We start from the raw sequence: 14357 nt of genomic DNA, 5'->3' as shown, positions 1-14357 counted from the left end.
GAGCTCGAGGCGCGGCGCGCCGCGCGAAGCCCCGCCGTTTTGGGGCGCTACCGTTTGTTCGTATTCCCAGAGACGGGGAAGCGGACGATGCTCCTGCCTCCCGACTCGCCGGATGACCCGTAGTCCTCTCCGGCGGTCGCAGCGTACGCCCGAGAGAACTGCTCGCCAAATATTTCCCTAAACGTCTCCTTGTCCTCCCCCGAGTAGTCGCCGTGGCGGCGCTCGTAGAGCTTCCAGAGCTCCTCGTACTTGCTGGAGAACAGCCCGCCTTTCTTGCCCTCGCGCTCGAGCTTCTCTTCGAGCGTCTTCGGCGCGAGCTTCACGAGCAGCGACCTCACGCCCCCCATCACGCCGTTCAGGAGCGCGATCTGGTGGCTCATGACATCGACGAAGATCTCGTGGAGGTGCCGCGCGGCCTCCGGCCCGCCGACCGGCGTGAGCAGGACCGTGCCGAGCTCCTTCGCGTCCTTCGCGTTCGCGACCTTGTCCGTCTCCGCAGAGCGATCGCGGGCCAGCACCTCGGCCTCGAACTCCTGGTAGCCGTCGCGCAAGCTCACGAAGCACTTCAGGAAGACCTCCATCGTGTCGCGGAGCCGCCGCGCGAAGTTGACGATGCTCGCCACGTCGTCCGGGGGCTTCGCGCCGGGCGCGAGGGCGCCCGCCAGCTCGGACAGCGCGGCGAACGCGGCGTTCGCCGGCGCCAGCTCGCCGAGCGTGCGGTAGTCCACGCCGTAGTACTGGGAGATCTTCTGGAAATCCCGCTCCGCGAGCACGCTCGGGTGCTCCTCGCCCAGCCGGCGCAGGTAGCTCTGGCGCGCGTCGGGCGGGAGGCGCGCGAGGTGATCCCAGATCATCCGGTACACCGCGGCCCACGCGGTCCGGTACGCCTCCAGGTACGGCACCACCTGGCGCAGGTACGGGTCCTCGCCGCCGGGCGCGGCGCGCTTCTGCGGGTGGAGCAGCGCGGAGAGGTTCTCGCCGCCCGTGCCGAGCAGCGTGCCGTCGCTCGGGCTCTCCGACTTCAGCGGCGCCTCGACGATCGCGAGCCGGATCTGGATCGGGCCGATCGTGATCTCCGGCTGGCTGCTCACGTCCACCGAGGTGTCGCGCGCCAGCCGGTGCCCGGCGAACATCGTCCCGTTGGTCGAGCCGAGATCGCGGACGAGGATCCGGCGATCGCGCACGTCCACCGCCGCATGGAACTGGGAGATGTACGGCCGGTCGATGTGAAGGTCGTTCAGCTGGTTCCTGCCGATCCGGACAGGGAAGCGCTCGAACGAAGCTTCGAAGCTTTGGTTGGCCTGGGTGTCGGACACGCGGGCCGAGAGCGCCGCCGGCATGGGTGCAGACTAGCAGACCCGCTCCGCCGCACGGGAGTGCCTGACGCCCCTCCGCTCCGGCAATGCCGCCGATGCGCGGTCCGCCCACCGGGCGCAGCGCACGGCGAACGCGAGCCGATCGCTTTCTTGACCAGTTTGCCTACATGGTGCGACCTTAAACCACACATGAGCCTCGTCCATAAGATCCCTCCCATGGTCTCGGCCCTGGCGTTTGGCTACGGGGTCGGGATGGCGGCGCCCCAGTCGGCGATCTCGTCGGTCCAGTCGGCGGTGTCGACCTACCAGCTGGGCGGAGCGCGGGCCGGGGCGCCGGTCGCGGCGCTCGCCGCCGCGCCGGTGATCGCCGCGCCGGCGCCGTTCGCGCCGCCGGCGCGCGGGGTCGGCGCGCCGGCGCTGCCGGCGGGGAGCGAGTCGCGGGAGCTGCTCCGGCTGCGCGACGCCGCGGGGCGCGACGCGCGGGAGGGCGCGTCCTGCGAGGTGGATCGGCCGAGCTTCTCGCGGCCGCCGCGCGCGTTCTCCGCGGAGGGCAGCTACGCCGACGACGTGGACGACCTCGACTCGGCCGGCGCCGAGGCGCTCTCGAAGCTGCAGCTGCCGGACCTCCGGCTCGCCGTGTCGCGCCGCACCCTGAAGTACGTCCGCTTCTTCACGCGGACCGACCGCGGCCGGGCGATGTTCGAGACGTGGCTGAAGCGGAGCGGGCGCTACCAGGAGATGGTCCAGGCCGAGCTCCGGGACCGGCGGCTGCCGGAAGATCTCATCTGGGTCGCCATGATCGAGAGCGGCTTCGACCCGCGGGCGAAGTCGCCGGCGGGCGCCGTCGGGCTCTGGCAGTTCATGCCCGCCACGGGGGCGGTGTACGGGCTGCAGCAGACGCGGCACCTCGACCAGCGCAAGAACCCGCGCCTCGCCACGCAGGCCGCGGCCCACCACCTGCGCGATCTCTACATGCGCTTCGGCAGCTGGGATCTCGCGCTCGCGGCCTACAACATGGGCTACGAGCAGCTGCTCGACCGCATCGATCGGTACGGCACGTCCGACTTCAACGAGCTGGCGCGCCAGGAGGCGATCCCCTCGGAGACGGCCGCCTACGTGCCGAAGATCGGGGCGGCGGCGATCGTGGCGAACAACCTGGAGCGGTTCGGGTTCGACCAGGTCGCGGTGAGCCGGCCGCTCGACGCCGCCGAGATCGCGGCGCCCCCGGGGACGCCGCTGAAGACCCTGGCGAAGGCCGCGGGCGTGGCGACGTCGACGCTGCGGACGCTGAACCCCGACATCCTCGGGGACCGCGTGCCGCCCGGCCGGGGGGACTTCATCGTGATGCTCCCGTCGGACACGCTGGCGCGGGCGCAGGCGGCCCTGCCCGCGATGCTCTCCGCGGAGCAGCTCGCCACGGACGACGCGTCGATCCTCGATCCGGTCGACCTGCTCGGCGGGCGCGACTTCGCGCCGCGGCGGAGGAGCCTCGACGACGACAGCCTGCTCTCGCTGCTCCCGAAGCCCGCGCGGCGGCGGGCGGCGGACCCGGCGGACGACGACGACCGGCCCGCGAGCGGCAAGCGGCGCGCGATGCGCGACCCCGTGGCCTCGCTCGACGACGGCGCGGAGAGCCCGTCCGACGACGCGGCGTACGCCCCGACGCGATCGCGGGCCCCGCGCGCGGCGCGATCCGGGCGCGAGGTGATGCTCTACCGCGTCGGGCCCGGCGATACGCTGATCGGCGTGGCGCGGCAGTTCGTCATCGACGTCGAGGACGTCGCGCGCGATAACGGGATTGACCCGGGCCAGAAGCTCCGCGTCGGCGCCCTGCTGAAGCTGCGGATACGGCCCGACATGGTGGACCGCGTCGCCTCGAGCGAGGCGGCCGTCGCGCAGGCGAAGGACGAGAGGGCCGAAGACGGCGCGGCGCCGGCGTCGCGCGGCGCCGCGCCGCGCGTCGAGGCGGCCCGCGGCGGGGCGAGGCCGCCCGCGCGGGACCGCGGAGAGGCCGGCGGGGGCGCGGGCCGCGCTCCGGAGGCCGCGGAGAAGAAGCCCAAGGGGCGCGGCTGACGACGGCGCTTTCGGACGAGGGCGCGCCTCGGTTAGCATACCGCGCATGCAGCTCGTCGACACCAAGGCCATCGTCAAGCGACTCACCAAGAACTGCACCTCTGCCCTCGAGGCGGCGATTGGCCAGTGTGTCAACGCGCGCCACTACGAGGTCACGCTCGAGCACCTGCTCCTCGCGCTGCTCGACGACGCGAACTCCGACATCGCGTTTCTCGTATCCCACTATGATCTCGACCCGTCGCACCTCCGCGCCGCGCTCCAGCGCAGCCTGGAGGAGCTGAGGAAGGGCAACGCCGGGCGGCCGGTGCTCTCTCCGACGATGCTCGAGTGGATGCAGGACGCCTATCTCGTCGGATCCATGGAGTACGGCTACCAGCGGGTGCGCAGCGGCGTGCTCTTCCAGCGCCTCGTCCAGCAGCCGACCCGGTACTCGGTGAGCGGCATCGGCGCTTACCTCGAGGGCATCTCGAAAGACGATCTCAAGTCGAACCTCTCCAAGATCGTCTCCGGCTCGAAGGAAGAGGCCGAGGCCGCCGCGGCGTCGGCGGGCGCGGGCGCGCCCGGGGCGGGGAAGCTGCCGGCCGGGATGGCGAGCGCCGGGCCCGACTCGGCCCTGGCGAAGTTCTGCGTCGACTACACCGGCAAGGCGCGCGCGGGGCAGATCGATCCGATCTTCGGCCGCGAGCGGGAGATCCGGCAGGTCATCGACATCCTCGCGCGGCGCCGCAAGAATAACCCGATCATCGTCGGCGACGCGGGCGTCGGCAAGACAGCGCTCGTCGAGGGGCTCGCGCTGCTCATCGTCGAGAGCACGCCGGAGAACCCGAAGGTGCCGCCGCTCCTGCAAGGGGTCGAGATCCTCGGGCTCGACATGGGCCTGCTCCAGGCGGGCGCCGGCGTGAAGGGCGAGTTCGAGAACCGCATGAAGCAGGTGATCGCCGAGGTGAAGGGGTCGCCGAAGCCGATCATCCTGTTCATCGACGAGGCGCACACGCTGATCGGCGCGGGCGGCCAGCAGGGCGGCGGCGACGCGGCCAACCTGCTCAAGCCGGCGCTCGCCCGCGGCGAGCTCCGCACGATCGCGGCCACGACGTGGAGCGAGTACAAGAAGTACTTCGAGAAGGACGCGGCGCTGGAGCGGCGCTTCCAGCCCGTCAAGGTCGACGAGCCGAGCGAGCCGGCCGCCGTCGTGATGCTCCGCGGGCTCCGGCCGAAGTTCGAGCAGGCCCACAACGTCATCATCCAGGACGAGGCGGTGACCGCCGCGGTGCGGCTCTCGGCGCGTTACCTGACCGGCAGGCAGCTGCCGGACAAGGCGGTCGACCTGCTCGACACGTGCGCGGCGCGGGTGAAGGTCGCGCTGCAGCAGCGCCCCGCCGCGGTCGAGGACGCCGAGATCCTCATCGTGAACACCGAGACCGAGCTCAAGGCGCTCGAGCGCGATCGGGACAAGGGCGTGCACATCGACGCCGAGCGGGTCGCCGAGCTCAAGGACCGGCTCTCCAAGGCGAAGGCCGAGCTCGAGGCGGTGCGCGCCGCCTACGCGAAGGAGACGGCCGGCACGCAGAAGGTCATCGACGCCCGCAAGAAGATGGACGAGGCGAAGTCGAACGAGGAGCGCGACGCCGCCCGCCGCGAGGTCGTGAAGGCCCTCGACGAGCTCAAGCAGAGCCAGGGCGAGGTGCCGCTGATCCGGCCGGACGTCGACGAGGCCATGGTGGCGAGCGTCGTGGCGGCGTGGACGGGCATCCCCGTCGGCAAGATGGTCCAGGACGACGTGAAGGCGCTCCTCGAGATGGAGGACCGGCTGACCCGGCGGATCAAGGGGCAGACGCACGGCATCGTGACCATCTCGAAGGAGCTCCGGAGCGCGCGCGCGGGCCTGAAGCCGCTGAGCACGCCGCAGGGCGTGTTCCTGCTCGTCGGGCCGAGCGGCGTCGGCAAGACGGAGACCGCGCTCGGGATCGCCGACCTCATGTTCGGCGGCGAGCGGATGATGACCGTCATCAACATGTCCGAGTTCCAGGAGAAGCACACGGTCTCCCGGCTCATCGGCTCGCCGCCCGGCTACGTCGGCTACGGCGAGGGCGGCATGCTCACCGAGGCCGTGCGCCAGCGGCCCTACACGGTCGTGCTCCTCGACGAGGTCGAGAAGGCCGATCCCGACGTGATGAACCTGTTCTACCAGGTGTTCGACAAGGGCATGCTGAGCGACGGCGAGGGGCGGCTCGTCGACTTCAAGAACACGGTCATCATCCTGACGAGCAACCTCGCGACCGACAAGATCACGAACATGACGATCGCCGCGCGGGAAGAGGACCCGACGCGGCGGCTCGACGCCGACGGCGAGTTCATCAAGGAGGTGGTCGAGGCGATCAAGCCGACGCTCTCGGCGCACTTCAAGCCGGCGCTGCTCGCCCGCATGACGACGGTGCCGTACCTGCCGATCTCGCCCGACGCGCTCGGCGAGATCACGCGGCTCAAGCTGGACGCGCTCGTCGATCGCCTGCGCAAGAGCCAGCGGATCGAGGCGTCGTACTCGGACGCGCTCGTCGACACGATCGCGGCGCGCTGCACCGAGGTCGACACGGGCGCGCGCAACATCGATCACATCCTCCGGGCGTCGCTCCTGCCGCAGCTCTCGGTCGCCGTCCTCGAGAAGATGGCGGAGGGGCCGCTCCCGAAGCGGCTCCAGATCGGGGTCGACGCCGAGAAGAACTTCACCGTCTCGTTCTCGGACTAATCGACCGCGCCCGCGCACCGAAAGTTGTACGGGCCGCGAGACTCCGCATAAATTGGGCGGAGCATGGTCGCGTTCGCCAAGCTCCTACAGCGTTCGATGTGGCTCGGGGAGCCGCGTTCGCCCTCCCCCGCGGGGGAGGGCCCGCCGCGCGCGCCGGCGCCCCGACCCGGGCCCACGTCGCTCCTCCGCGGGGCGGCCTCGGGGAAGGTCGCCGCTGCGGTCGCGGCGGCGACGCTCTCCGCCGCCGCGTTCGCCGGCCTGTCCGCCGCGGTGGCGGGGTGCGCGTCCCCCGCGCCGCCGCCCGCAGCCCCCGAGCCGTGCGACGTCCAGATCGTGACGCTGTCGATCTTCGCGTCCGACAACATCAACCCCAACGAGAACGGCAACCCGCGGCCCGTCGTCGTGCGGCTCTACCAGCTGAAGAGCAGCGCGCGCATGGAGAACGCGACGTACGATCAGATCCTGCTCCGGGACAAGGAGACGCTCGAGGACGACCTCGCCAAGGTCGACGAGGTCGAGGTCTTCCCGAACGACCTCGTCGAGGTGAAGTTCGAGCGCCTGCCGGACGCGAGCCACCTCGTCGGCGCCGCCCTGTTCCACAGCCCGAAGGGGAGCAGCTGGAAGACGTTCTACGAGTTCCCGCTGCCGCCCGGCGAGGCCCAGTGCGGCGGGCGCGAGAGCGACGCGGGGCCGCCCGTGGCCGACCCGCGGGTCGCGTTCTTCATCGACTCGACCAAGATCGACAACGGGGTCGAGATGGACGAGTCGATGTTCCCCAACGCGACCGCCGTCCGGCGGCTCAACCTGCCGAAGAAGGTGGCCGCCCCGGAGGCGCCGGCCGCTCCGAGGAAGTAGCGTCGATGGTGCGCCCCGGTCGTCCTCGATGCGGTGCTCGATCGCTCGCGGGAGCGGTGAGCGGCACGACGCGCGCAGCCTCGCGTCGCGGCGCGACGCGCGCAGCCCTGCGTCGCGGCGCCCTGCGCGCGGCCAGCTTTCGCGCCGCGCTGCGCGGCACATCTGATAAGACTGGACGGGCGACATGATCCACCCGCGTAAGCCTGTCTGGACCGAGGGGCTCTTCATGACCCCTCAGCATCTGCAGCAGTCGGACGTCTACCACGAGACGCTGCTCCACGCGCGTCTCCACGCGGTCGCGGGCTACGACTGGGGCATCACGTCCGCGCAGTTCGACGAGCGAGCGCTCTCCGCCGGGCAGTTCAAGGTGGTCAAGTGCCACGGCATCTTCCCCGACGGGACGCCGTTCTTCATCGGCGATCGCGGCGAGGACCAGGTCGAGGCGCGGCCGCTCGAGGGCGCCTTCCCGGCCGCGCTGCAGGATCTCGACGTTTACCTCGGCATCCCGAACCTGCGCGAGACCGCGGCGAACATCAGCCTCGACCCGGCGAAGGCGGGGCCGGCCCAGCGGTTCGTGGCGGCCCAGGCGACGGTCCCGGACGTGAACTCCGGGCGCAACGACACGTCGGTCACCTGGGCCCGCACCAACCTGCGGCTCATCTTCGGCACCGAGCCGCGCGACGCCTACCAGACCGTGCGCATCGCGCAGCTCACCCGCGACCGCTCCGGCGCCATCGTCCTCCGGAAGAGCTTCATCCCGTCGGTCCTCCGCATCAGCTCGTCCGACCACATCATGTCCGGCCTCCGGCGGGTGCTGTCGGCGCTGGTCGGCAAGCAGAAGTCGCTCGTCGAGGGGCGGCGCATGCGCACCGCGGCCTCGGTCGACTTCCAGGCCTCCGACCTCACGAAGTTCTGGCTGCTCCACACCCTGAACTCGTACATCCCGGTCGTGTCGCACCTCGTCGACCACGGCCGCGCGCACCCGGAGCAGTGCTTCGTCGTCATCGGCTCGCTCATCGGCGAGCTCTGCACCTTCTCGGCGTCGGACAGCGATCCGACGACGCTCCCCAAGTTCAACTACCTCGAGCTCGAGGGCGTCCTCGACCCGATGTTCGACCGGGCGGTCGCGCTCATCAGCGGGGTCGCCACGGACCAGTTCGTCATCGTGCCGCTCGAGAAGCGCGAGGACGGCATGTACCTCGGCAGGTTCGAGGACCCGAAGCTGCCGCGCACCCACGAGATGTTCCTCGAGGCGAAGGGCACGGACGAGGCCACGCTGCGCGAGCGGCTCCCGCGCCTGCTCAAGATCGGGTCGTGGACGCAGATCGGGCACATCCTGCACTCCGCGACGCCCGGCGTGAACGTCGCCATCGAGTACCGGCCGCCGGGCGCGATCCCGATCAAGCCGGGGCTCGTCTATCTCCGCGTGAACCAGTCCGGCGATTACTGGAACGACATCCTCGGCTCTGGCACGATCGCCATCTACCAGCCCATCGAACCGCAGAAGGTCGACCTCCGGCTGATCGGGGTCCCGACGGGGAAGTGATCGTGCCTGGCCGCCCCATCCGGGTGAGGAGCCCATGAGCCTCTCGCAGACGATGTACTTTGTTTGCTCCGACGTGCTGTCGCTGATCCTGCAGCTCAGGAACTCGCGCGACCTGCCGGCGCCGGACATCCTCCAGCGGCGCGTGCTCGGCCTGTTCGACACGATGATGCAGAACGGGCGGGAGGCCCGCATCCCCGAGCAGGACATGATCGACGCGAAGTTCGCGCTCGCGGCCTTCGCCGACGAGGTGATCTTCAACTCGAACTGGCCCGGCAGGACGCAGTGGCTCCAGAACCCGCTGCAGTTCCAGTTCTTCCAGCTGAACACGGCCGGCGACGGGTTCTTCACGAACCTCGACAACCTCTACGGCCAGCGCGGCAGAAACCACGTCGCGCAAATCTACTTCCTGTGCTTGGCCCTCGGCTTCCAGGGGAAATATCGTCTCCGGCAGCAGGAGGGGCTCGGTGCGGTCATCGAGGGGGTGGGCAACTACGTCGCCGTCGCCGAGGGCGGCGGGGACGTCCTCGCGCCGAACGCCGAGCGCAAGGACGGGGGCGCCGGCGCGGTGCGCCGCGAGCTGCCCTATCTGGCGATCGCGCTCGGCCTGCTCGTGCTGGCCGTCCTCGTGGTCATCGTGCTCCGGCTCGTCGTGGCCTCGGACGCGGAGGGCGTGGCCGACCAGATCAAGAAGCTGATCAGCACAGGGACCTAGGCGACTCCGCCCGTCCTCTGTTGTTCTCGAGGGAGACTTCCGATGTGGCTGTGGATCCTGAGCGCCCTGTTCCTCGCCGCCGTGTGGGGAGTATGGTTCATGCTGCGCCCCGCGGGAGGGGAGGGGGCCGAGGTGCTGCCGATCGAGATCCCGATCGCGGCGACGGCGGCCGTCCTCTTGCTGATCGCGGGGCTCGCGATCTACCGGCGGATCCGGGCGGCGCGCGCCGCGCGGGCGCTCGAGAAGGCGATCGCGCAGCAGGCGCAGGAGCAGGTGATCAACGCGAAGCCGGAGCGGCGCGCGGAGATCCAGGAGCTGAGCCGGCAGATGCAGGAGGGCATCGCCGCGCTGAAGGCGTCGAAGCTCGGCGGCGGCCGGCGGGGCGCCGACGCGCTCTATGTCCTGCCCTGGTACGTGATGGTCGGCCCGCCCGGCGCCGGCAAGACCACGGCGCTCCGCCACTCGGGCCTCGTGTTCCCGTACATCGACCCGGAGCGCACCGGCGTGCGCGGCGTCGGCGGCACCCGGAACTGCGAGTGGTGGTTCACGAACGAGGCGATCCTCCTCGACACCGCCGGCCGGTACACGACCGAGAGCGACGACCACGACGAGTGGATGACGTTCCTCGAGCTCCTGCTCCAGTACCGCGAGCACAAGCCGCTCAACGGCGTCGTCGTCGCGGTGAGCATGAGCGAGCTGCTCGACGCGAGCGACGACCAGATCGACCAGACCGGCAAGAAGATCCGCGCGCGCATCGACGAGATGCAGCGGACGCTGCACATGACCCTGCCGGTCTACGTGCTCTTCACGAAGACCGACCTCGTGGCGGGCTTCACCGAGTACTTCGGCGACCTGAAGAAGAGCGAGCGCGCCCAGGCCTGGGGCGCCACCGTGCGGCTCGACGAGAACAAGTCCGAGCCCGGCAAGATCTTCGATCGCGAGTTCGACGTGCTCATCGAGCGGCTCCACGCGCGCCTGACGAAGCGGCTCATCGGCGAGCGGAACCGCGACGTGAAGGAGAGGGCCTACCAGTTCCCGCTCGAGTTCGCGGCGGTGAAGCGCAACCTCTCGGACTTCATCGCGGCGGCGTTCGCGCCCGGAGCCGGCGCGGCCCCCGCGCCGGTCCTGCGCGGGTTCTACTTCACGAGCGGCGTCCAGGAGGGGCGGCCGCTCGATCGCGTGGTCGGGGCGATGGGGCGGGCGTTCGGGCTGCGCGCGGCGCTCGGCGAGGGCGAGGAGGAGGCGGCGCTCCCGAAGGAGTCGAAGAGCTTCTTCCTGCACGACGTCTTCACGAACGTCGTCTTCCCCGATCAGGATCTCGCGGCGCGCAGCGAGGCCGAGCTCCGGCGGCGCCGGATACAGCGGATCCTGGTGGCGGCGGCGGCGGCGCTCGTCGCCCTCCTGTTCCTGCTCCCGGCGGTGATCTCGTACTTCAACAACAAGGCGCTCGTCGCCGAGACGAGGCGCATCTCGGACGAGATCGCGTTCGTGGACTGGTCCGGGCGGAGCGGCGCCCCGCCGAACGTGCCCGCGAACATCGACAAGCTCGACCGGCTGCAGGGGCACGTGGGGAAGCTCGATCAGTACGTCGAGAGCACGCCGCTCGATCACGGCTGGTTCATGTTCCAGGGGGACAAGCTCTTCCCCCCGACGCTGGGGCAGTACATCAAGAGCCTGAAGCAGGGGTTCGTCGGGCCGGCGAAGGCGCAGCTCGAGGCGAAGCTCGAGCGGGTGCGCGACGGGGAGTTCCTGGACGGCTACAACGCCCTGCGCAGCTACCTCCTGCTCGGCAAGGGCTTCCAGGAGCACATGGATGAGCAGGCGGCGCGGTGGCAGACCGGCCGGCTCGTCCAGGTCTGGGCCGACATCCTGAAGCCGTTCACCGACATGCCCGAGAGCGACCTCAAGGAGCGGCTCACGCCGCACGTCGCCTATTACATCGACCTCGTGAGGCGCAACAAGCTCGAGGCCGAGGAGCTGAACGCGCCGCTCATCGCGAGGGCGCGGGCCGACCTCCTGCGGGTCGACCCGACGAAGCGCTACTACGACCAGTTCGTGACGAGCCTGATCGACCAGAAGTACGACGAGTCTGGGCCGAACACGCCGGAGAACCTGAAGTACCCGCCGGTGTCCCTGGACGAGATGTTCGCGGACCGGCCCGAGGTGCTGACCGTCATCCACAGCGCGCAGAAGAACCGGGGCGGGCCCTGGTTCAAGGTGGAGGGGCCCTACACGGCCAAGGGGCACGCGCAGGTGCTCGAGTCGCTCAAGGAGGGGAGGAAGAAGCTCGAGCGCGAGCTCTGGGTGCTCCCGCTGTCGACCGACGAGAAGCGGAGCGGCGACCAGATCCAGAAGGAGCTCGATCGCGTCCGGCAGGACTACGACAACGCGTACATCGCGCAGTGGGAGGCGTTCTTCCGCGACATCCAGGTCGACATCCCGAAGACGAACCGGGACGCGATCCACGAGTTCCGGGTCCTCTCCACGCCCGACTGGCCCTACCGGCGGCTGCTCCAGCGGCTCCACGACGAGACGCAGTTCCCGGTGGACAAGCCGAACGTGCTCACCGCGGACGGCGGCCTGATCGACAGGGCCAAGGAGGTGATCGCGCAGCGGGTCGACCGTCGGACGGGCGTGCGGATCGACAACATCCTCCCGGGGCAGGGCGGGCGCGAGCACTACGACCCGGTGCCCGACAAGTTCGAGTCGATGGCGGGCTTCGGCGTGTCGGCGCCGGCGGCCGAAGGGCAGCCCCCGCCGCCCGCGCCCAAGCTGGGCCAGTACGTCAGCCACCTCGAGCGGCTCGCCGGGGAGATGAGCGTCGTCGAGGACGGGCCGCCGGACACGGACACCTCGAGGGCCACGGAGGCGTTCCAGGACGCGGTGAAAGAGAGCCAGACGCTCCTGCTCTCGATGGACCAGACCGGGCAGCGGCTGATGGAGCCGCTCCTCATGAACCCCCTCCGGCAGGCGTACAAGGCGGTCGTGCGGCGCGCCGGCGGCGCGGCGAGCGGCATCTGGGAGGTCGAGGTCTGGCCGCACTACCGCGACAAGATCAAGGACCGGTACCCGTTCAACCTCGCCTCCTCGCGCGACGCCTCGCTCGAGGACGCGATGGCCTTCTTCAAGCCGAAGGACGGCGTGCTCTGGGGCTTCTACGAGACGTACCTGAAGGGCTTCCACTACCAGGTCGGGCACGAGTACTTCCCGAAATCGCACCTGTCGGGGCAGCCGCAGGCGGCGAAGCCGTTCACGCCGTTCAACGCGAACCTGTACAACTGCCTGAGGCGCTCGGACGAGATCTCCGACGCGCTCTTCGGGGGCGGCGGCGAGGGACCCAAGGTCGTCTTCCACATCAACATGAAGACGGTCAGCCCCATCGTGAGCGAGGTGGTGTTCGAGGTCGACGGCCAGAAGAGGCTCTATCGCAACGAGAAGGAGTTCTGGCACACCTTCAACTGGCCAGGAGAGGGCGCGAAGGGCGCGAGGATCCAGGTGCGCGGCGCAGGCGGGCTCGACGAAGAGCTCGTGCGCGAAGGGCCCTGGGGGATCTTCCGGCTGTTCGAGGCCGGGACCACGACCGCCCAGAAAGACAACGACGCGCTCTTCACGGTGACCTGGCAGATGACCGCTCCGCCAGTGACCGTCACCATGGAGATCCGGCCGACCCGCGGGAACCATCCGTTCCCGGCGAGCTTCTTCCGGGCGACCAACTGCCCGCCCAGCATCGGTGATCGCTTCGGCAAGGGGTGAGCCGAGCAGCAACGGAGCCGGCGGGGGAGGGGGTGTCGTGCGGGGGGCCGGCGGGGGTCCCTCCCGCGAACTCGCGCCTTTTGGCGGCTATGGCCATGGGAACGGGGGAGCTGGGCTACGAGGTGGTCGCTGCGATGCGGGCCGGCGCTCGGATTCGCGGGGCCCTACCCCGCCGGCCCCCCGCACGACACCCCCTCCCCCGCCGGCTCTTTGTGACGCCTCCCCGCACGCTCCCGCTGCGACCACGAGCAGCCGGGAAGGTGGTAGCGCTCGGTGAGCAGTTCGTGGTTCACTCCCAGGCCGTCATGTTCTGGCGCCGCAAGAAGGGCCCTGCCGCTCCGCCGCAGATCGGCTGCTTCGGCAAGCTGCCCGCCACGGGCGACTTCATCCGGCTGAACGCAGGAGGCGAAGAGCTCGCCGCCTTCGACCGATGGCTGGGCGCGTCGATCGATTTCGCCCGGCGCGCCATGGGCCCCCACTTCGATGCGTATTACCAGCAGGCGCTGGGCCTCTTCGTCTTCCACGGCGACCCGAAGGGCGACGAGCCGCCCGCCCGCGGGCTCGTGGGCGCATGGGCCGCGAGCGGCGACAACGCCGGCCGGCTCTACCCGATCGTCGTGTTCGGCTCGTACGACTACGACCAGCTCCTCGCCGCAGGGCCGTCGCTCCCCATCACCCTGTTCCCGCTCCTCGCCGCCGCCCACGACGCCGCGGCGAACGGCCGGGCCATGCCCGTCGACGCGTTCCTCCACCGCGTCTCCCAGATCGCGCCGCCGTCGCTCGACGACCCCGACGCGTCGAACGCCGCCTACCGCGCCTGGCTCAAGACCCAGCCGATGAAGGCGCTCTGGGACGCAGGCTTCGGCACCGACGCGAGCCGCTTCTGGGTGCTGCAGAACATCCTCGACTCGGTGATGCCGTTCCGCGGCCAGGAGCTCCCCAAGACAGGGCTCGCGCTCCGGCTGCCGCTCGGCGCCGGCGACGCCTACGCCGCCGCCGTGTGGATGGACATGACCCTCCGCCTGTCGAAATGGGGACGCACGCTGATGAACGCGTTCTGGACACCCCAGCGCACCCTGCTCCTCCACCTCGGCTCCCCCCACGTGGGCTCGTTCCGCGAGATGATCGCCCCGACCACCCAGGCCGAGCACATCGCCGACCTCTGCGGACCCCCGCCGGTCGAAGAGCACGTTTCCCGACACGCGCTCGGGCCGGAGCTCGACGCCCTCGTCGCCCGGACCGACCTGTCGCTCGACAGCTTCCTGGAGGCCCTCGGCTGAGCCCGTGCCCGAGCCCACGACCCCCGATCCGCCGCATGCGCCGCCGCTCCGGCGCGCCTCCATCGCCCCCCTCCGATTC

8 protein-coding genes are annotated in these 14357 nt (G+C 70.4%); 7 read left to right on the top strand and 1 reads right to left on the bottom strand.

What is annotated here, in order from left to right; all coding sequences use genetic code 11:
• Window positions 1-47: 47 nt before the first annotated feature.
• The gene (locus WMF20_RS29625; protein WP_437605259.1) at window positions 48-1340 is read right to left on the bottom strand and encodes a type VI secretion system-associated FHA domain protein; all 1293 of its coding nucleotides are present in this window, start codon (window positions 1338-1340) and stop codon (window positions 48-50) included.
• Between the two features lie 192 nt (window positions 1341-1532).
• Between WMF20_RS29625 and WMF20_RS29620 the strand changes: the two genes are divergently transcribed.
• The 7 genes from WMF20_RS29620 (at window position 1533) to tagF (ending at window position 14278) form a co-directional block, all read left to right on the top strand.
• On the top strand, window positions 1533-3389 hold the full coding sequence (locus WMF20_RS29620) for a transglycosylase SLT domain-containing protein (protein ID WP_437605258.1): 1857 nt from the start codon (window positions 1533-1535) through the stop codon (window positions 3387-3389).
• A 46-nt stretch (window positions 3390-3435) separates the two neighbouring features.
• A complete protein-coding gene (gene tssH, locus WMF20_RS29615) occupies window positions 3436-6132 on the top strand; it encodes a type VI secretion system ATPase TssH (RefSeq protein WP_165374276.1) in 2697 nt (898 codons plus the stop codon).
• A gap of 63 nt (window positions 6133-6195) precedes the next feature.
• Window positions 6196-6987: a type VI secretion system lipoprotein TssJ gene (gene tssJ / locus WMF20_RS29610; RefSeq protein ID WP_437605257.1), complete on the top strand. Its 792-nt coding sequence runs from the start codon at window positions 6196-6198 to the stop codon at window positions 6985-6987.
• Between the two features lie 184 nt (window positions 6988-7171).
• Window positions 7172-8533 (top strand): type VI secretion system baseplate subunit TssK, encoded by a 1362-nt coding sequence (gene tssK / locus WMF20_RS29605; RefSeq protein ID WP_129577561.1) that lies wholly within the window; start codon window positions 7172-7174, stop codon window positions 8531-8533.
• A gap of 34 nt (window positions 8534-8567) precedes the next feature.
• On the top strand, window positions 8568-9245 hold the full coding sequence (locus WMF20_RS29600; RefSeq protein ID WP_020737975.1) for a DotU family type IV/VI secretion system protein: 678 nt from the start codon (window positions 8568-8570) through the stop codon (window positions 9243-9245).
• A gap of 42 nt (window positions 9246-9287) precedes the next feature.
• Window positions 9288-12998: a type VI secretion system membrane subunit TssM gene (gene tssM, locus WMF20_RS29595; protein WP_437605256.1), complete on the top strand. Its 3711-nt coding sequence runs from the start codon at window positions 9288-9290 to the stop codon at window positions 12996-12998.
• A gap of 260 nt (window positions 12999-13258) precedes the next feature.
• Window positions 13259-14278 carry a type VI secretion system-associated protein TagF gene (gene tagF, locus WMF20_RS29590; protein WP_237244220.1) on the top strand — a complete coding sequence of 340 codons (1020 nt, stop codon included), beginning with the start codon at window positions 13259-13261 and terminating at the stop codon, window positions 14276-14278.
• Window positions 14279-14357: the final 79 nt, after the last annotated feature.

The organism is Sorangium sp. So ce834 (genome assembly GCF_051521425.1).
GTDB lineage: Bacteria > Myxococcota_A > Polyangia > Polyangiales > Polyangiaceae > Sorangium > Sorangium cellulosum_D.
This window is presented reverse-complemented; position numbering and strand designations above follow the sequence as displayed.